The 17,577-nt window shown below is 65.2% G+C and carries 13 protein-coding genes; 5 read left to right on the top strand and 8 right to left on the bottom strand.

The features are described 5' to 3' along the window. Positions 1-945 precede the first annotated feature (945 nt). Positions 946-1,302, top strand: coding sequence for an EF-hand domain-containing protein (locus QX070_RS18255; RefSeq protein WP_315738719.1), 357 nt, complete (start codon positions 946-948; stop codon positions 1,300-1,302). Between the two features lie 127 nt (positions 1,303-1,429). On the opposite strand, the gene QX070_RS18250 is transcribed toward QX070_RS18255, so the two are convergent. Continuing rightward, on the bottom strand, positions 1,430-2,065 hold the full coding sequence (locus QX070_RS18250; RefSeq protein WP_315738387.1) for a response regulator transcription factor: 636 nt from the start codon (positions 2,063-2,065) through the stop codon (positions 1,430-1,432). Between the two features lie 312 nt (positions 2,066-2,377). Here QX070_RS18250 and QX070_RS18245 point away from each other — a divergent pair, with 312 nt between their 5' ends. Beyond that, positions 2,378-4,753, top strand: a complete 2,376-nt coding sequence (locus tag QX070_RS18245) for a TonB-dependent receptor (protein WP_315738386.1) — start codon at positions 2,378-2,380, stop codon at positions 4,751-4,753. Positions 4,754-5,138: 385 nt separating this feature from the next. On the opposite strand, the gene QX070_RS18240 is transcribed toward QX070_RS18245, so the two are convergent. Next, a complete protein-coding gene (locus tag QX070_RS18240; protein ID WP_315738385.1) occupies positions 5,139-5,291 on the bottom strand; it encodes a hypothetical protein in 153 nt (50 codons plus the stop codon). 1 nt (position 5,292) lies between these two features. Between QX070_RS18240 and QX070_RS18235 the strand changes: the two genes are divergently transcribed. Together QX070_RS18235 and QX070_RS18230 are read left to right on the top strand one after the other, a co-directional pair. After that, entirely contained in the window at positions 5,293-8,223 is a 2,931-nt protein-coding gene (locus QX070_RS18235; protein WP_315738384.1) for an autotransporter domain-containing protein, read from the top strand. A 490-nt stretch (positions 8,224-8,713) separates the two neighbouring features. Further along, the gene (locus tag QX070_RS18230) at positions 8,714-9,130 is read left to right on the top strand and encodes a hypothetical protein (RefSeq protein WP_315738383.1); all 417 of its coding nucleotides are present in this window, start codon (positions 8,714-8,716) and stop codon (positions 9,128-9,130) included. A 165-nt stretch (positions 9,131-9,295) separates the two neighbouring features. Here the strand turns inward: QX070_RS18230 and QX070_RS18225 are convergent, their stop codons facing one another. The 4 genes from QX070_RS18225 to pgm all read right to left on the bottom strand — a co-directional run bounded on the left by QX070_RS18225 (position 9,296) and on the right by pgm (position 14,584). Next, a complete protein-coding gene (locus tag QX070_RS18225; protein WP_315738382.1) occupies positions 9,296-10,393 on the bottom strand; it encodes an alkene reductase in 1,098 nt (365 codons plus the stop codon). Positions 10,394-10,555: 162 nt separating this feature from the next. Then, positions 10,556-11,059 carry a DUF1993 domain-containing protein gene (locus QX070_RS18220; RefSeq protein ID WP_315717326.1) on the bottom strand — a complete coding sequence of 168 codons (504 nt, stop codon included), beginning with the start codon at positions 11,057-11,059 and terminating at the stop codon, positions 10,556-10,558. A gap of 437 nt (positions 11,060-11,496) precedes the next feature. Next, on the bottom strand, positions 11,497-12,732 hold the full coding sequence (locus QX070_RS18215) for a lytic murein transglycosylase (protein WP_315738718.1): 1,236 nt from the start codon (positions 12,730-12,732) through the stop codon (positions 11,497-11,499). A 211-nt stretch (positions 12,733-12,943) separates the two neighbouring features. Next, on the bottom strand, positions 12,944-14,584 hold the full coding sequence (gene pgm / locus QX070_RS18210; RefSeq protein WP_315738381.1) for a phosphoglucomutase (alpha-D-glucose-1,6-bisphosphate-dependent): 1,641 nt from the start codon (positions 14,582-14,584) through the stop codon (positions 12,944-12,946). Positions 14,585-14,951: 367 nt separating this feature from the next. Between pgm and QX070_RS18205 the strand changes: the two genes are divergently transcribed. Continuing rightward, on the top strand, positions 14,952-15,782 hold the full coding sequence (locus QX070_RS18205) for a hypothetical protein (protein WP_315738380.1): 831 nt from the start codon (positions 14,952-14,954) through the stop codon (positions 15,780-15,782). A 26-nt stretch (positions 15,783-15,808) separates the two neighbouring features. Here QX070_RS18205 and QX070_RS18200 read toward each other — a convergent pair whose 3' ends face one another. After that, a complete protein-coding gene (locus QX070_RS18200) occupies positions 15,809-16,348 on the bottom strand; it encodes a hypothetical protein (RefSeq protein WP_315738379.1) in 540 nt (179 codons plus the stop codon). A gap of 13 nt (positions 16,349-16,361) precedes the next feature. Continuing rightward, positions 16,362-17,537, bottom strand: a complete 1,176-nt coding sequence (locus QX070_RS18195) for a zinc-dependent alcohol dehydrogenase (RefSeq protein ID WP_315738378.1) — start codon at positions 17,535-17,537, stop codon at positions 16,362-16,364. Positions 17,538-17,577: the final 40 nt, after the last annotated feature.

Genomic DNA, 17,577 nt, shown 5'->3' with positions numbered 1-17,577 from the left:
ATCGTCTTCTTGCACTCCTGGCGATGCCGTTCGGCTGCATGTCCCCGCGCTCCCTTCAACTGATGAGCTAACGAGTCGGCGGGGCGAAAACATGCGGGCCTGTCGGCTGAAAGATGACGCGATCGGGAAACGATCAGTCGTTGAATGCCGCAATTGCTCCGGCCCTTCCTGTTTCGATGAGGAATAGGGATGTTTTGGCAAGTCGAACGGGACATTTTGACCGGGACAATATGGCGGCCATTTCGCGAGTGAATCTCAGGGCGGCGATGAATGTGGCGTGTTGCAAACACATTGAGGTCATAGAGCGAGGAAAACATGTGCTGCAGCATGCATTGCTGATCGCCGGATCAGCCAGAGAATGGACACGCCCGTGCTTGACACACCCGGTCATCGTCGCCGCTTGTCCGCTCAGCCGATGCGGCTCGGACTGGTGCTCACACTCCTTCTGTCCACGCTGCTGCCGGATGGACGCGCCTTCGCGGAGGAGTCGCTGCGGGACCAGTTGGAAGCGTGGTGGAATCAAACCCAGGCCGGCAAGAGAGGTCAGGTTGGGCAAGTGCGACAGGCGTCATCGGGGAGCGGTGCCAGAACCGCAAGGCTTGTCGCCAAGCGCGGACGCCACATAGCCAATGCCCGGGCCGAGGCAGGAGGAGGTGTCTTCGACCACGATAGCGGTCCGCGTCGCGACCGTCCGGGGAGATATTTCCTGCACGGACCGAGGTTCTAGTCCCGACGCTCTTGCGGGAATTTCCCGGGCGTCGCGTTCTTGCACTTGCGAAATGACAAGGCCTCCCATAGGTCAAAGCGATGTGTGGCGCGTTGCCGGTGAACCGCCGACGCTCGCATACGTTGTTTTCGTGCCCTTCATCGCCGCCCCTCGGACGGCGGAGACAAAGGATCAATTCGATGAATTGGAAACTGATGATGACGGCCGCTGCCGTCGGCATGACAGCGATCGTCGGCACGTCGACGATCGCTGTCAGTGCACCGGCCCCTTCCAAGCTGCTGACCTCGATCGACCCCGACAAGGACGGCACCGCCGACATGAACGAGGTCCGCACGGCCGCCGGCGCGCTGTTCGATCGTCTCGATCGCGACCACGACGGCACGCTCGACGCCAAGGAGCTGCGCGGCCGCGTTTCGGCCAAGGATCTCAAGGCCGCTGATCCCGACAATGACGGCACGCTGACCAAGGACGAGTATCTCGCGCTGGTGGAAGGCCGCTTCAAGGCGGCCGATCCTGACCATGACGGCACGCTCGATTCCAAGGAGCTGAAGTCGGTGGCCAAGCTGCTGAAGTGAGACATCGGTCCGCACTGGACCAACGCGACACAGACATGAGCTCGAGGGCCTGTGATGGGAGACCGTCGCAGGCCCTCGTCTTTCAGGCGGATGCTCGTGGCGGGCCGGCAGGGAGGGCGATTGGCCCTCACATGCTTGGGCGGGACATTTCCACTGCGAGACGAACCAGGTCGGGCAGGCTGCGCGCCCCGAGCTTCTGTCGCAGCCGGTAGGTCAGGTTGATGACGGTCTTGTAGCTGATGCCGAGATGGTCGGCGATCGCCTGATAGGATTTCGCCTGAGCCAGCAGCGCAAGTGCCTGGCGCTCGCGCGGGGTCAATGCCGCGGTCGCCATGCCGTCCGGATCGGCGCGGAGCAGGGCGATGCGGGTGGCGAGCTGCGGGTCGAGATAGGTGCCGCCGGTTCGAACCTGTTCCAATGCCTTTGGCAGCTCGTGCGGCGGGGCGTCCTTGAGCAAATAGCCGTTGGCGCCGGCGTCGATCGCGGAGCGGACGATACGCGGATCGGCGTGCATGCTGAAGACCAGGATTCGGGCGCGGGGATCGTGCGACCGCATGCGTTCGATCAGACTGATGCCGCCGAGCTCCTGCCCGTGCAGGCGCAGATCGACGATCGTGACGTCCGGCCGGTCACGAACATAGGCGTCGTACCCGCTGTCGGCATCGTGTGCCTCGGACAGCGCACGGATCCCGGCTTCGTTCAGCAGCCAGCGGCAGGCCGTGATCACGACCGGGTGGTCATCGACGAGCAGAACGCGATACATCCGATGAAGGTCTTGCCCTTATGGGCGCTGGTGGCGCCGATGCTTCTTCTATCATGTAGGTTCCCTTGCAAACCAGAACCGGGTGCAGCAGTACGGCCGAGTCTGGGAGATACGTCGGCGAATTGATCGCCACTTTCCGGATCCGGGAAGATTGTCCCTAGAGGCCGAAGAATATTGCCCGTTGCGACGAACTGGCGGGCTGTTTACGAATGTTAACGTTCGTATCAGGTAAATCGGCCGGTTCTGGTGCGGGTAAAGGCTCAGGGGCGTGGGCTGTTGCCGGAACCGGTCGACAAGAAACTGGGGGACGTCTTGACCAGACTGTCGGCGCTGAAGAGCGCGCTTCTCGCGACGTGTGCGTTACTGCCTACGGCTGCGTTCGCGCAGCAAACCCTGCAGACCATCGAGGTGGTCGGCGTCTCGCCCGTTCAGGGCAGCGAGATCGCGAAGGACAAGATTCCTTCCAATGTCGAAACCATCGGGGCGCGGGAGCTCGACCACAGCCGCGCGCCGACGCTGCTCGACAGCATCCTGCAATCGGTGCCCGGGGTCTCCCTCAGCGACCAGACCGGGAACGCGTTCCAGCGCGACTTGAATTATCGCGGTCAGACTGCCTCGCCCGTGCTCGGGACGCCGCAGGGCATCGCCGTCTACCAGAACGGCGCCCGCATCAATGAGGCCTTCGGCGACGTCGTGAACTGGGACCTGATCCCGGAAATGGCGATTGCGCGCATGACGCTGATGCCGAACAACCCGCTGTTCGGCCTCAACGCCACCGGCGGGGCCATGTCGATCGAGATGAAGAACGGCTTCACCTACCAGGGCGGAGAAGCCCAGCTGTTCGGCGGATCGTTCGGCCGGGTCCAGTCGGGCGCGCAATACGGCTGGAACAACGGCGCCTATTCGGCCTATATCGCGGCGGAGGGCGCCTACGACCGCGGCTGGCGCGACTACTCGTCGGCCTCGCAGATCCGGCGCATGTATGCCGATTTCGGCGCGCGCGGCGACAATACCGAATTCCACCTGTCCTTCACCGGCGCCGACAACAAGCTCGGCTCGGTGGCCGCGACGCCGATCGAGATGCTGAACCAGCGCTGGTCTAGCGTCTATACTTGGCCGCAGTCGCTGCATCTGCAGATGCAGATGGTGCAGGCGAGCGCGAAGTGGACACCGACCGACACGCTGTCGATCCAGGCCAACGGCTACTACCGTAACTACAAGTCGGCGCGCGTCGACGGCAATGGCACCGAAGTGCAGGACGGCGGCGGCGTGTTCGTCCTTGAGGACGCCGCCGGGACCCCGTGGGACATCAACCGCAACGGCCCAACCGCCAACACGCTGGCCGCCGATGCGGCGCTCGGCCAGATCGACCGCAACACGGTCAAGACCGACAGCTATGGTGGCTCGCTGCAGGCGACCTCGACCACGCAGCTATTCGGTCATGACAACCATTTCGTCGTCGGCGCCAGCGTCGATCACGGCAACACCAACTTCCAGGCGACCTCCGAGCTCGGCACCCTCGACAACAACCTGTTCGTCACCGGCCTCGGCGTCTATATCGACCAGCCCAACGCCGGCCTTGCTCCGGTCAACCTGAATGCCAAGAACACCTATCTCGGCATCTACGCGACCAACACCTTCGACATCACCTCGCAGCTGGCGCTGACGGCTGGCGGCCGCTTCAACTGGGCGCAGATCAACCTGCGCGACCAGACCGGCTTCGCGCCACTCCTGAACAGCAACAACAACTTTCAGCGCTTCAACCCGGTGGTCGGCCTGACCTACAAGATCACGCCTGATATGACCGCTTATGCCGGCTACTCCGAAGCCAACCGCGCGCCGACGCCGCTCGAGCTAGGCTGCTCCGATCCGGCCAATCCCTGCCTGATCGACAACTTCCTGATCGCCGATCCGCCGCTCAAGCAGGTGGTGTCGCGCACCGTCGAAGGCGGCCTGCGCGGCGAGATTTCCGGCGGCCGCTCAGCCTACGCTGCCGACCTGCCGGCCTACCGCAAGGCGCCGATCAAATCGGTGGCGGTCGATGACGGCTGGCGGCTGCGCTGGGGCCTCAGCCTGTTCCGTACCGAGAATTCCGACGACATCCTGCAGGTGGTCGATCCGCTCAACCCGGTGCGCGGCTACTTCAAGAACGCCGGCACCACCCTGCGCCAGGGCGTCGAGGCCAAGGTCGACCTGGCTTGGAACCGGTGGACCGCCTACGCCAACTACACCTTCATCGACGCCACCTTCCGCAGCGCCTTCGACGTCAACGATCCGTTCCTCCGGGTGCCGCTCGGCGTCGTCTCCGGCAACCACATTCCCGGCATTCCGGCGCATCGCCTGAAGCTCGGCGCCGAATATGCCGTGACCGATGCCTGGAAGGTGGGCGCCAGCGTCAACTATGTCGGGAGCCAGTACCTGCTGCACGACGAGACCAACGTCTACCCGAAGGTCCCGGCCTACTGGGTCGTGAACGTCAACACATCTTATCAGGTGACCAAGAACGTCGAGGTGTTCGGCCTGATCCAGAACCTGTTCAATCAGCGCTATTACTCGGCAGGTACCGTGTTCGACCCCGCCGGCTTCAACACCGCCGGCGGCGGAACGGCGTTCGCGCTGAACGATCCGCGCAGCATGGTTCCGGGGATGCCGCTCGCGGCCTATGCCGGCATCCGGGCGAAGTTCTGAGCTTCGCATCCTCACGACCATAGGCGCATCCGCGCCGCGCCACGGCAGCCCCCACCGTGGCAAGAAGGCCGGGAGAGATCCCGGCCTTTTCATTTGTTGATCGGAGCCAGTAGGGGTCGGAACCGGGAGCGCGAGTTCATCTCTGCGCTGTCCTCCACGGTGGAGCGGTCCGCCGTCCTTGTCGTTAAAATTTCAGATCTGGCGGAAGAGTGGTGTTTCAAATGAAGTGGATGATGATAAATAGTCCGGGACTTATGGGACTAATTCAGTTGTTAGTTTGACAATGTCCCGGGCGCTCCTAGAAACTTTCGCCTTGCTGGCTCCTGCCCACGTTTCGATACAATCGGTCATCAACAAGAAGCCGTGTATTGCGTACCGTGGGGCGTCAGGTGAAGTCAAAGAACAGAAAGCGCAGCGAGGCGGCTGCCGCAAGTTTCGTGTTGTTGTCGACGTGGATGGTTGCCGGCGAGGCAAGGGCCGAATGTACGACGCCAGGCGTCACCGTCGCCTGCAGCGGGACCATCAGCACGGCAATCACCGTGTACGACGCCGCTGCGGCGACGGCGACGCCCTCGAGCGGCAGCAATTCCTATACGCCGGCGAACCCGGCCTTTCCGGTGACCGGCTACAATCCCAATCCGCCGACGACGATTGTCACGCTGGATTCGACGGCCGTTCGCAATCTCACCACCAACACCCAGGCCGGTCTGGCCGATCGCGGCATGATCGCGGCCAATTTTTCCAATGCCGAGGATCCGGCCGTCAACAACGTCGTCATCAACAACGCCGGCTGGCTCAGCCTCACCACCAGCCAGCTCAGCGCTGGCCGGCTTCACGTCATCGTCGCCGACAGCCAGGTCAACAGGTTCACCGTCAACAACACCGGGACGCTCGCCGCCACCCAGAATTTCTTCGGCGCGTTCGATCCCACCAAGCTGAGCGTTTCGGTCGGTGCGACCGCGACGGGCCGTTACAACGGCACCAACCTCGCCATCATCTCGGCGCTGTATTCCGACGACAACACCAACAGCTTCGTGGTGAACAACCGCGCCGGCGGCACGATCTCGGCGACCGGCAACTATGCCGCCGCCTATTACGGCCGGGCCGACACCACGATCACCAACTCCGGCACCATCGCCAACACCAGCTGGACGGCGGCGAGCCGCTTCTATGATGGGCACTGGGCCATCGGCGCCTTCGCCGGCGCCGAGTTCGATACGATCCCCGGCAGCAATCCGGATTCGCCGCTCTACAAGTTCGACGCCGGCGGCAACGTGACTGTGACCGAAACCAAGGCGCTGACGCTGACCAACACTGCCGGCGGCGTGATCAAGGGCGATATCCTGGCGCTCGACACCAATCCGCTGACCACGGCCGCGGGGCTTGCGGCGGGATCGACCCTCCCGCTGACCGGCAGCGGCTCGAACTCGGGCCCGCGCGACAGCGTCATCAGCAATGCCGGCCTGATCCAGGGCAACCTCTATCTGGGCTCGGGCGAGCACGACATCGCCAACAGCGGCACGATCTTGGGATCGATTTCGGTCGACCAGAGCGCCTCGCGCGGCTCGTTTGCGAAGGCGACCGCAGGCACCGTCGCGGGCACCTATAGCAGCTCCGGCTCGGGCACGGACGTCAACGGCAATGCCTGTCCGACGGCGGGCGCGAACACGACCGATCCGCTCTGCGCCGCCAGCACCACCCAGGCGGCGACGTTTTTCGGCGCGCGCACCTTCAATCTGGTTAACACCGGCGCGCTCGGCGGCGACATCATTATCAACGACCAGGATGGTGCGACCAATACCATCCTGCTGAAGGGCACCGGCTTCAGCGGCAACGTCGTCGCGCAGAGCGGCCTCGGCAGCAATTCGCTGACGCTCGACGGCGTGACCAGCCTCGCCAGCATCGTCAATTTCGGCATGCTCGACCTGATGAAGTCGCAGCTCACCATGAGCGGCGGGGCCGGCGTGCAGCTCGTCGATGGCGCGGTGTTGCGCACGACGATCTTCGGGTCGGGCGGCACCGCCGCAGCGCCGTCGACGAAGATCGGCAACATCACCGGCGCGGTGACCTTCGCCGGCGCGGGGACGGTTGCGCCGACGCTTCAGGGCATCGTGCGCAATGGCGACTTCTATCGTGTCGCGACGGCGGTGTCGGCGACGCCGCTCGACGTCGATTTCTCCAGCGCGCTGGTCGGCTTCACTGCCGATACCTCGACGGGGGCTCTGCTGCTGAACGCGTCCGTGCGGTCGCCCGCGACCATCGCCGGCGTCTCGCCCAGCAGCCTTGCCGCGCTCAACGGCCTGCTTGGCTACAACGGCAGCAATGCGCAGCTGCAGACGCTGGGCGGCGCGGTGCAGAGCCTCAGCACCGACCGGGAGGTGCGCGGCGCCGGCGATCAGTTGCGTCCGCTCGTCAACGGCGCCCAGGTCCAGGTGCCGCTCAGCACCGCATCGCTGTTCCAGAACCAGATCGACAACCGGCTGACGGCGGCGGCCGCGTCGCCCAATTCGCGTGTCGCCTCGGCGTTCGCCGACGACGCCGATCCGCTCGCCTCGATGCTGATGGCCTTCCATCCGACCAAGGCTCGTCCGACGGTGAAGGCGCCGCTGGCGTCGGCCATCGCGCCCGAGCCGGAGCGCACCGTCTGGGGCAGCCTGATCGGCACCAATGCGTCGCAGCGTGACGTGGCGGGTGTTGCCGGCTACAGCGGCAACACCGGGGGCCTCGTCGCCGGCATCGATCAGCGGATCGACAATGCGTTCCGCGTCGGTGCTGCGTTTGGCTACGCCACCAGCAGCATCGACGATCGGACCGCCGCCGGCGATGCGGTCGGCATGCAGCACTATCAGGGCACGGTGTACGCCGCCTATGTTCAGCCGTCCTGGTACGTCAACGGCTCCGCAGGCATCGCGCTGGTCGACTACACCACCACGCGCCGCGTCAACTTCGCGGGCTTTACCGACACCGTCTCGGGCAGCCACAAGGGCTGGCTTACGCTGGTGCGTGGCGAGTTCGGTGTCCCGGTGAAGCTCGGCGAGGCCGTGCTGACGCCGTTCGCCGGCGTGACCTACGGCCATCTCGATCAGCAGGCCTACACCGAGACCAGCACCGCAGGTGCCGCGCTCGCGATCGCCAGGCAGACCACCAACTCGGTGCGTTCGAACCTCGGCTTCCGTTCGACCGTTCCGCTGCTGGTGACATCGACCTACGGCTTCGGCCTGGAGACGCTGGCGGCGTGGCGGCACGAGTTCGGCAATACCGCGCAGAACGTCACGGCGGCCTTCGCCGGTGGTGGCGCGACCTTCTTCGCCGCCGGACCGTCGCCCGAGCGTAACCTCGCCGAGCTCGGCGCAGCACTCAAGCTGGTGGCGTTCGGTGAGCGTCAGTCGATCTCGCTGGGCTACAACGCCGTGGTCGGCAGCCAGTATCTCGAGCAGTCGGCGCTGCTGAAGGTGCGCGCGGAGTTCTGAAGCGGCTGCCTCGGGCAGGACCTGCGAAGCACGACGTCAAAGGCCGGGAGCAATCCCGGCCTTGTTGTTGCTTGACCAAAGCGTGAGGTGTCTCCGCTGTCGTAGGGTAGGCAAAGGCGCGCGTGCGACACTGCATGCCACGAGCTCAACTCCACCGCGCGCCGTGCCCACCATTCCTTCCGCTTGCGCGGATGCACGGTGGGCACGCGACCGCCCTGCGGGCGGCTGCTTTGCCCACCCTACGCAGCCGGTATGAATCGTCGATGAGTCTGCTCACGATGGATTTTGGGCAATTATCCCGCTGACCTCGTGAACGAGATCGCTGCGCGCTTCTGGAATTTGCGAAGCATCGCGATTAGTTGCTGCCGGCCTCTGCCAACTACGAACTTCCGCCACAGAACCCGACCAGCTATTGCGCATCGTATCGAGCAGCGAGGTGGTGCACGTGAGTCGTAGATCTTCAAGCCTTGTATCGATCATCACGTCATCGATGGATGCCGTTCACCGGCCCCGCGTGCCTCCTTGGGTACGAGCGACAATCTCTGTCGTGCTTCTCGCCGGCAGTCTGGGGGCGCATTCTCTGCTGCTTGGCGATGCGGCGGCGCGCGATCTCGATGGGCGTTACGCCAATTCTCCGCTCAAGGGCTGGTTCGAGAGTTTACGTTCGGGCAAGGGGCCGTGCTGCTCGGATGCGGATGGCACCGCGCTCTCGGACACGGATTGGGACACGAAGGATGGCCGCTACCGTGTTCGCATTGAAGGCCAATGGTGGGTCGTTCCGGAAGAGGCCGTGGTGACCGAACCCAATCGCGCCGGCCGGACGATGGTATGGCCCGTGTATTATCGCGAGCTGAATACGGGCCTGCGCATCGATGTGCGGTGCTTCCTGCCGGGCAGCATGATATAGGTGGGGATGTGCCGGACCGCAGAAGCGCAGGGTGGGCAAAGGCGCGAAGCGAGATGTCGCGACAGGCGCGGCCTCTCGTGCGCCGTGCCCACCACTCCCTCCGCTCTCGCGGAGGCATGGTGGGCAAGCGGCCGCCCTGCGGGCGGCTGCTTTACGTGATGGCGACTACTCCGCCGCTTGCGCCGCTTTCAGCGTTGGATAGTCGGTGTAGCCCTTCTCGCCGCCACCATAGAGCGTGGCGCGGTCGAGCTCGTTGAGCGGGGCGTTGGCCTTGAGGCGCTCGACAAGATCCGGGTTGGCGATGAAGGGCCGGCCGAAGGCGATCAGGTCGGCGGCGCCGGCGTCGAGCTGCTTGTTGGCGAGCGCGAGGTCGTAGCCGTTGTTGGCGATATAGGTGCCCTTGAAGCGCTTGCGCAGCGACGCGTAGTCGAACGGCGCGACGTCGCGCGGACCGCCGGTCGCACCCTCGATGACGTGGATGTAGACGAGCTTCAGCGCAGCGAGCTGGTCGACGATGTAGTCGAACAGCGCCTGCGGATTGGAATCGGAGATGTCGTTCGCGGGCGTCACCGGCGACAGCCGGATGCCGGTCTTGTCGGCGCCGATCGCCTCCGAGACGGCCTTGGCGACCTCGAGCATCAGCTTTGCGCGGTTCTCGATCGACCCGCCATAGGCGTCGGTGCGCTTGTTGGCGCCGTCCTTGGCGAACTGGTCGAGCAGATAGCCGTTGGCGCCGTGGATCTCGACGCCGTCGAAGCCGGCCTCGATCGCATTGAGCGCGGCCTGCTTGAACGCCGCGACGATGCCGGGAATCTCACTGAGCTCGAGCGCGCGCGGCGTCGAGACGTCGGTGAAGGTGCCGCCGACGAAGGTCTTGGTCTTGGCAGGAATCGCCGAGGGCGCGACCGGGGCGCCGCCGTTCGGTTGCAGCGAGACATGGGAGATGCGGCCGACGTGCCAGAGCTGGACGAAGATGCGGCCGCCCTTGGCGTGCACCGCGTCGGTCACCTTGCGCCAGCCGGCGATCTGCTCCTTGGAATAGATGCCGGGCGTGTCCTGGTAGCCTTGGCCCTGCTGCGAGACCTGGCTGGCCTCGGAGATCAGCAGGCCGGCGGAGGCGCGCTGGCTGTAATATTCGGCCGTCAGCGGGCCCGGCGCAAGGCCGTCCACCGCGCGGTTGCGGGTCAGCGGCGCCATTACGACGCGATTGGCCAGGGTGATCGGACCGAGCTTATGCGGCTCGAACAGTTTGGATGCACTCATCGGGTCTTTCCAGGAGAGAGGAGGGGGTTGTGGTCAATTGTGCATTGCGGCGGACAGCGCAATGCCGGCAGGTATCCGTCGGACGCAGACGAGCTGCGCGATCAACGGCTGCCCGAACAGGCCATCCGATTTGGGGAGCCTGCGGCAGACAACGACAGGGGGTCAGGCAACCCCGAGGAAGTCCCGCTTGCCGATTTCGACGCCGTTGTGGCGGAGAATGCCGTGCGCGATTGCAGCGTGGAAATAGAAGTTCGGAAACGAGACGCGGTTAACGAAGTCCTGCCCCTTCAGGGTCAGCGTGGTGTTGGGCCCGCTTGGAAAGGTCACGTCGCGGCTATCGGCGCCCTCGAACTGCGCCGGCTGGAACGTCTTCAGGTAATCGATGGTTCTGGCAAGCCGCTGGCGAAGCTCGGCGAACGTCGTCTCGGTGTCGGGTGTGCTGGGCACCTCGCTGTGGGAAAGCCGGGCGCAGCCTTTGGCGGCGAAGTCGCAGGCGAGCTGGATCTGTTTGGAGAGCGGCAGCATGTCCGGATACAGGCGCGCGCCGAGCAGGACCTCGGGGGCGATCTTTTTGGCTTCGCAATGGGCCTCGGCCTTGCTGAGCAGGCCGGACAGGCTGCCGAGGATCTGGAGGTAGGCCGGCACGGTCGAATCGTAAAAGGACATGATGCTCTCTTTTGGCAGGAGACGTCGCGACGAAAGCGCGCGCCCTCGGAGATGGGGCTGCGTCCAAGAGAATGCAACTGCATCTTTCTGGTTTTGCGGTCGCCGTGCATTCCAGTCGTTCACGCTGAGGTCACGGCGATTGTGGACGCGTTCCCTAGAGGATTTCGCCAAGCCGTGGACGAAATGCCGGATCGAGGTCGTGGAGAACGACGAGCCTGCGTGGCCGAACATGGTCAGGATGAAGATCGGCGCTACAAGCCAAATTGGGCTTCAATTGTCCGTCTGCTCGCGCTTTTGTCCTGAGCGATCGTCTGGCGGTCCAATTCCAAGGTGATAAATTGGAATAGCCAAGAGCGGACGACACGGTCGCATGAAGTCGGACAATAAGTCATCAGCAATTGAGAGACGAGGAGCGTCGCGCGATGATGTCGGCTCACCTACCGTGTCGCTGTCGCTGAAGCCGGCGCCGCCTGCGCCCGCGGTGTGCCGCGCATGCCTACGAGCAGTTCCGCCGTTGGCCAGGAATCGGCCGGCAGCCCGAGCCGCAACTGCATCGTTTTGACCGCGATACGGCTCTGCTGGCCGAGCACGCCGTCGACCTTGCCGACGTCGAAACCGGCCTTCACCAGGAGCTGCTGCAGCTCCTTGATCTCGTTGAATGGCAGTTGCGCGACCGGGCCGCTGGCTTTGCGCATCGGCGCCGCGCCGGCGATGCGGGTGGCGAGATAGGCCGCGGTGGTCGAATAGATCAGCGAGTTGTTCCACTCGGTATAGGCGGCGAAATTGGCATAGGCCAGGAATGCCGGGCCGTTGCGGCCCATCGGCAGCAGCACGGAGGCTTCGAGCGGATCGTTCGGCAGCGACCGGCCGTCGGCATAGGTCACGCCGAGGCCGGCCCATTTGCTGCGCGGCGCCTTGACGGTGAGATCGGCCTGCTCCCAGGGGAAGGTCTGGGGCACGCGGATCTCCTCCAGCCAGGGTTCGCCGCGGCGCCATTTCAGCCCGGTCGCGATATAGTTCGCCGTCGAGCCGATCACGTCGGGCGCGCTGCGCAGCAGATCGCGACGGCCGTCGCCGTCATAATCGACGGCATAGGTGACGTAGTGGGTCGGCAGGAACTGAGTCTGGCCGAGCTCGCCGGCCCAGGAGCCGATCATCTCGGACGGCGCGAGGTCGCCCCGGTCGATGACCTTCAACGCGGCGATGGTCTCGTTCTGGAAGCGCTCGCTGCGGCGGCAGTCGTAGGCCAGCGACACCAGCGAGGGCAGCACCGGCAGGTTGCCCATGTTGGCGCCGAAATCGCTCTCCAGGCCCCAGAATGCGGCGATGACCGCCGGGGGCACGCCATACTCCTTCTCGGCGCGCGCGAACGCCGCCGCATGCATCCGGATGTGCTGCTGGCCGTTCTGCATCCGGTAGCTTGCGGCCATGCGGCCGGCGAACTCGGTGAACAGCTGGCCGAACACCCGCTGGCCGCGGTCGCGGTTGACGATGCCCTGGTTGTAGGTGAGGTATGGCGAGGCAGCCGCGATCGCGCTCTGCGACACGCCGTCGGCAATGGCACGCTGCTTCAGCTCGGCGAGAAACCGGTCGAAGCTCTGGCCGCTATGGCAGGCTGCGGCGCGCAAGGAAGGCGCCGGCCTCGGACGCGGCGCGGCCGCTTCCGGCGCCATTTGCGCCGCGGCGCTGACAACCAGCATGAACGAGGTTGCGAGCGCGCTGAAGATGACGCGCAAGGCAGTCGAAGAGCTTCGCATCCGGTCTCACCGATGGCTGTCAGGTCGTTGTCCAGCCATCGATATCCGATGCGGGGGGCGGGAGGGAAGGGGGCAGGGGCGAATGGCGAATGGGGAACGGCAAGAACCCTATTCGCTACTCGCCCTTTCACCCCACCTTCGCCAGCGCCGCCTGGGCCTCGCTCTGGATCCGCTTGAGATGCTCGGCGTCGCGAAAGCTCTCGGCATAGAGCTTGTTGACGTCCTCGGTGCCGGAGGGGCGCGCCGCGAACCAGCCGTAGTCGGTCTCGACCTTGATGCCGCCGAACGACTGGCCGTTGCCCGGAGCCTTCGTATGCACCATGCGGACGGGATCGCCGGCGAGCTCCTTCAGGTTCAGCATTTCCGGCGTCAGGGCCTTCAGCGCCGCCTTTGCCGACGGGCTCGCCGGTACGTCGATGCGCTCATAGACTGGCGCGCCGAGCTCTGCCGTCAGCTCCTTGTAGAGCTCGCTCGGGTCGCGGCCGCGATTGGCCATGATCTCGGCCGCGAGCAGTCCGAGGATCAGGCCGTCCTTGTCGGTGGTCCACACCGTGCCGTCGCGCTTCAGGAACGACGCGCCCGCGCTCTCCTCGCCGGCGAAGCCGAAGCTGCCGGAGCCGAGGCCCTCGACGAACCATTTGAAGCCGACGGGGGTTTCGACGAGCTTGCGGCCGAGCTTGCGCGCGACGCGGTCGATCATCGAGCTCGATACGATGGTCTTGCCGATCGCGGCGTCGCTTCGCCAATCGGGCCGGTGCGCGAACAGATAGGAGATGGCCGTCGCCAGATAGTGGTTCGGATTCATCAGCCCGCCCGAACGCGTGACGATGCCATGGCGGTCGGCGTCGGTGTCGTTGGCAAACGCGACATCGAAGCGCTCGCGCATGCCGATCAGGCTCGCCATCGCGTAGGGCGATGAGCAGTCCATCCGGATCTTGCCGTCCCAGTCCGCGGTCATGAAGCGGAAGGTGGGATCGACGAGCTCGTTCACGATGGTGGCATTGAGGCCGTAGCGCTCGATGATCGGCGCCCAATAGGCGATCGCCGCGCCGCCGAGCGGATCGATGCCGATCTTGATGCCGGCCGCCTTGACGGCGTCGAGATCGACGGTGTTGGCGAGATCGGCGACGTAGGGCGTGATGTAGTCGTAAGCGTGCACCGAGGCGCGCTGCTTGGCATGGCTGTAGCTGATGCGCGACACGCCATCGAGGTCGTTGGCGAGATAGACATTGGCCTGCCGCTCGATCTCGGTGGTCGCGTCGGTGTCGGCGGGACCGCCATGCGGCGGATTATATTTGTAGCCGCCATCCTCCGGCGGATTGTGCGACGGCGTGATGACGACGCCGTCGGCGAGATGCGCCGTGCGGCCCTTGTTGTAGGAGATGATGGCGTGCGAGATCACCGGTGTCGGCGTGTAGCCACCGTCCTTGTCGACCATCACCTCGACGCCATTGGCGCCGAACACTTCGAGCGCGCTGGCGAGCGCCGGCTCGGCCAGCGCGTGGGTGTCGATGCCGACGAAGAGGGGGCCGTCGAGGCCCTGCTGGCGCCGGTAGTCGCAGAGCGCCTGGCTGGTGGCGAGAATGTGGTTCTCGTTGAAGCCGGTCTTCAACGACGAGCCGCGATGGCCCGACGTGCCGAACGCGACGCGCTGGGTCGGCTGGTGCGGGTCGGGCTTCAGCGCATAATAGGCCGTGATCAGCCGCGGAATGTTGGCGAGCGCGGCATTGGCGATCGGCTTGCCGGCTGCGGGGTCTGTCTTGGCCATGGAGCATCCTTCGCAAGTTCGAGAAACATCTGCGGCGGCGCTTCGTTCCGCCGCGGCGGGCGCAGGGAACGCGGGGCGTCGCGACGAACCTGCCGCAACATGGCGGCGTGCGGTGATCCGATCAACGGAATTCGTGCACGCCCCCCGCGGCGGCGTGAAGCCTATTTGATATCCGCTGAGGGAATGCCGGGTTCTCGCGGTCGAGGCCGGCCAATGCCGCCGCCTTGTGCGCGCGACATTAACCACGCCTCACTGAGTCCGCGTGCCGGGACCGGCGCTTAAGCCTGAGTTTAACGGATGGCCCTTGAAATAGCAGGCCAAAGCAGAGGCGCGTCCCGTGCGCAGGAGAGTCGTCAGGAGCGGAAAAGTGAGAGCGCTTTGTCTCGGCGCGTTGGCCGTCGTTTCAACCTTGGCCCTGGCCGGCTGCAGCCACCAGGTGACGCCGCAGGTGGCCTCGCCTTGCGTCGATCTGAGCGGAAGGCCCTGCGTGGACGGTCCCGTCGCCGACCAGCCGCCGCAATCATTGGAGCCTGCCAAGACGATCCGTAAGCCTGCAGCCGCGGTCGCGCGCCGCGCGGCCCTGCAGCGCAAGCACGCCCACGCCGCAAAGCGCCGGGTCAAGCCGCAAGTCGTCACCGCCAAGACGACTGAAAAGCCGATTGAAAAGGCGATTGATAAACCGATCGAAAAGCCGCTCGCGGCGCCGGCGCAAACGCCGCGGCCCGATCCGGTCGCGCCAGCTGACGGCGCGCCCGCGCCGGTGATCAAGACCCCCTCCGCCACGACGGATATGCCGAATCCGGCCAAGGTCCAGAGCGACGTCATGGTGGCTGCGGTGACGGTGGCGGCCGAGCTGGCCGAGCGGATGACCGCGCTGCGTGTCCCCGAGGGGCCCGCCGACAGTCATCTCGTCGCGGTGCTGCTGACGCGTCCCACCGTGCGCGGAGTCGCCGATCTCAGCGGCAAGGTGATCGCGATCGACGAGCGCTATGCCAAGTCCAACGCGAAGATCACCGCGGCCATGAATGCGGCCGGTGCGACGGAGGTGCTGCTGCTGGAAGGACAGGCCACCGCGATCACCCGGCTGAACAATGGCGAGGTGAGCGCAGCCGTGGTGGCCCTGGTCTCGCCGGAGGCCGCGGAGGCGTTTCCGAAGATCGCGGGCTTTCGCCGGTTCTCTGTCGTCCTGAAGCCGTAGCTTCAGGACGCTTTGTCACAGACCGGCTAGGTCGCGGCGGTGCTGCGCGCCGGCCGCGGCAACGCCGCGCCTTTTGCGGCGGCGATGCCCTTGGGGAAGCCGCTGCGGTCGCTGTAGAGGCGCTTGCGGCCGCGTCGCGGATCGTGCTGGCTCTTGACGTCCTGGGCGCACATGTAGTCCAGCGCCGTGATGCCTCCGACCATGACCAGCGCCGCCAGCACGCTGCCCACGCGCGGATTGCTCGGCCTGAGCTCACCGACCAGCGTCATCATGTCGAGCCCATCGCCGGCGACGCGGCTCAGCAGGCCGGCCCGCTTCTCCACCGACAGCGTGAGCACGCCGGCGAACAGCTCGCGCACGCCATAGGCGCGCACCAATCCCTCGCGGCCCTCCATGCCGAGCGCATGGGTGACGCGGTGCGGCGCCAGCAGCTCCAGCGTGCCGAGCGCAATGCTGAACCAGCCGAGCCCGCGGGCCAGTCGATCGGCCGGCGTCAGCGAGCTCGGGCCGGTCGAGATGATCTTGGGGTCGCCTTTCGACCTCACGAGATTCGAGACATGAAACATGCGATGCGATCCCTTATGGCTTCAGCACGACCTTGACGCAGCTGTCCTGCTTGTCACGGAAGGCGCGATACATCTCGGGCCCCTGTGCAAGCGGAACGGTGTGGGTGATGACGAAGGATGGGTCGATCTGGCCATCCTCGATGCGCTGCACGAGGTCGTCGGTCCAGCGGTTGACGTGGGTCTGGCCGGTGCGGATCGTCAGGCCCTTGTTCATCAGCGCCCCCATCGGCACCATGTCGGACAGTCCGCTGTAGACGCCGGGGATCGAGACGATGCCGCCGGGACGGCAGACATAGATGATCTCGCGCAGCACGTGCGGCCGGTCGTTCTCGAGCATCAACATCTGCTTGGCGCGATCGATCACGCTATCGGGCTGTGCGAGGGTGACATGGCTCTCGAAGCCGACGCAATCGATGCACTTCTCCGGGCCCTTGTTGTCGGTCAGCTCGTTCAGCCGTCCGACCACGCTCTCCTTGTCGAAATTGATGGGGATGGCGCCGCCGGCTTCGGCCATCGCCAGCCGCTCCGGAATGCGGTCGATCGCAATCACCTTGGCGGCGCCGAGCAGGACGGCGCTGCGGATCGCCATCTGTCCCACCGGGCCGCAACCCCACACCGCGACCGTATCGTCCGGCTCGATGTCGCATTGCGCGGCCGCCTGCCATCCGGTTGGGAAGATGTCGCTGAGAAACAGCGCCTGCTCGTCCGTCATGCTGTCCGGAACCTTGATGTGCGTGGCGTCGGCGAACGGCACGCGCAGATACTCGGCCTGGCCGCCCGGATAGCCGCCGGTGAGATGCGTGTAGCCGAACAGGCCTGCGGTGGTGTGTCCGAACACCTTCTCGGCAAGATGCTTGTTGCGGTTGGTGGTCTCACAGACCGAGAAATTGCCGCGCCGGCACTGCTCGCATTCGCCGCAGATGATGGTGAAGGGCACGACGATGCGGTCGCCCTTCTTGAGCTTGCCGTTGACGCCGGAGCCGACCTCGACGACCTCGCCCATGGTCTCGTGGCCCATGATGTCGCCGGGCATCATCGCCGGGATGTAGTTGTGGAACAGATGCAGGTCGGAGCCGCAGATCGCGCAGCTCGTCACCTTGATGATGGCATCCCTGTCATGCTCGATCTCGGGATCGCTCACCGTGTCGCAGCGAATGTCCTCTTTGCCATGCCAAACCAGCGCCTTCATACAGTCCTCCGGGCAGAATGTTGCGGAGGCAAGTCGAAGG

This window comes from Bradyrhizobium sp. SZCCHNR1093 (genome assembly GCF_032381175.1).
Classification (GTDB): domain Bacteria; phylum Pseudomonadota; class Alphaproteobacteria; order Rhizobiales; family Xanthobacteraceae; genus Bradyrhizobium.
This window is presented reverse-complemented; position numbering and strand designations above follow the sequence as displayed.

Coding starts and splice junctions, on each gene's coding strand:
- QX070_RS18255 (WP_315738719.1), top strand. CDS start 946: ATGACAGCGATCGTCGGCACGTCGACGATCGCTGTCAGTGCACCGGCC.
- QX070_RS18250 (WP_315738387.1), bottom strand. CDS start 2,065: ATGTATCGCGTTCTGCTCGTCGATGACCACCCGGTCGTGATCACGGCC.
- QX070_RS18230 (WP_315738383.1), top strand. CDS start 8,714: ATGGATGCCGTTCACCGGCCCCGCGTGCCTCCTTGGGTACGAGCGACA.
- QX070_RS18225 (WP_315738382.1), bottom strand. CDS start 10,393: ATGAGTGCATCCAAACTGTTCGAGCCGCATAAGCTCGGTCCGATCACC.
- QX070_RS18220 (WP_315717326.1), bottom strand. CDS start 11,059: ATGTCCTTTTACGATTCGACCGTGCCGGCCTACCTCCAGATCCTCGGC.
- QX070_RS18215 (WP_315738718.1), bottom strand. CDS start 12,732: ATGGCGCCGGAAGCGGCCGCGCCGCGTCCGAGGCCGGCGCCTTCCTTG.
- pgm (WP_315738381.1), bottom strand. CDS start 14,584: ATGGCCAAGACAGACCCCGCAGCCGGCAAGCCGATCGCCAATGCCGCG.
- QX070_RS18200 (WP_315738379.1), bottom strand. CDS start 16,348: ATGTTTCATGTCTCGAATCTCGTGAGGTCGAAAGGCGACCCCAAGATC.
- QX070_RS18195 (WP_315738378.1), bottom strand. CDS start 17,537: ATGAAGGCGCTGGTTTGGCATGGCAAAGAGGACATTCGCTGCGACACG.